The organism is Microvirga sp. P4_G7 (assembly GCF_056401005.1).
This window is the reverse complement of the sequence record NZ_JBFUKD010001216.1, coordinates 1-503: the sequence shown is the minus strand read 5'-3', so window position 1 is coordinate 503 and position 503 is coordinate 1. Positions and strand designations below refer to the sequence as shown.

The 503-nt window shown below is 59.2% G+C and carries 1 protein-coding gene; it reads right to left on the bottom strand.

Annotated elements, in window-relative coordinates; translation table 11 throughout:
* Positions 1 to 386 (bottom strand): AMP-binding protein (locus tag AC1DT3_RS23950; protein ID WP_477467630.1); only part of this gene is annotated, 386 nt, incomplete at its 3' end.
* Positions 387 to 503 lie beyond the last annotated feature (117 nt).

Genomic DNA, 503 nt, shown 5'->3' with positions numbered 1-503 from the left:
ATGGCCTTGGAACCCGAATCCTTGAGCTGGTGCTCGAGTTCGCGTGGGGTGTASAGGGGGTTGACRTTGACCACCACRTAGCCKGCGCGCAGGATGGCSGCCACRGCMACSGGRTAYTGCGGCACRTTGGGCATCATGATGGCGACGCGGTCGCCTTTGGCCAGGCCCAGGCTTTGCAAGTAAGCGCCGAAGGCCAGCGAAAGGCTGTCGGTCTGGCCGAAGGTGACGTCCTTGCCCATGAAGCTGTAAGCGACRCGGCTGCCGTGCTTTTTRAAGCTTTCYTCCATCAAGGCCACCAGCGACGGGTAYTGCGAMSYGTCRATGTCSGYRGGMACGCCCGSCGGGTAGGCTTTGAGCCACGGGCGGTCAAKGGTCGCTGCATTCATGTTTGTCTTCTCCATTACGTTTTGCTTACAGCCATGGATTCTCACGGCCTGCCCTCTTCGTGGCTATTGCGTTTTCCCTAGGAAAGCCGGGAAATCAGAAGGGAAGCCCCTCTAAAG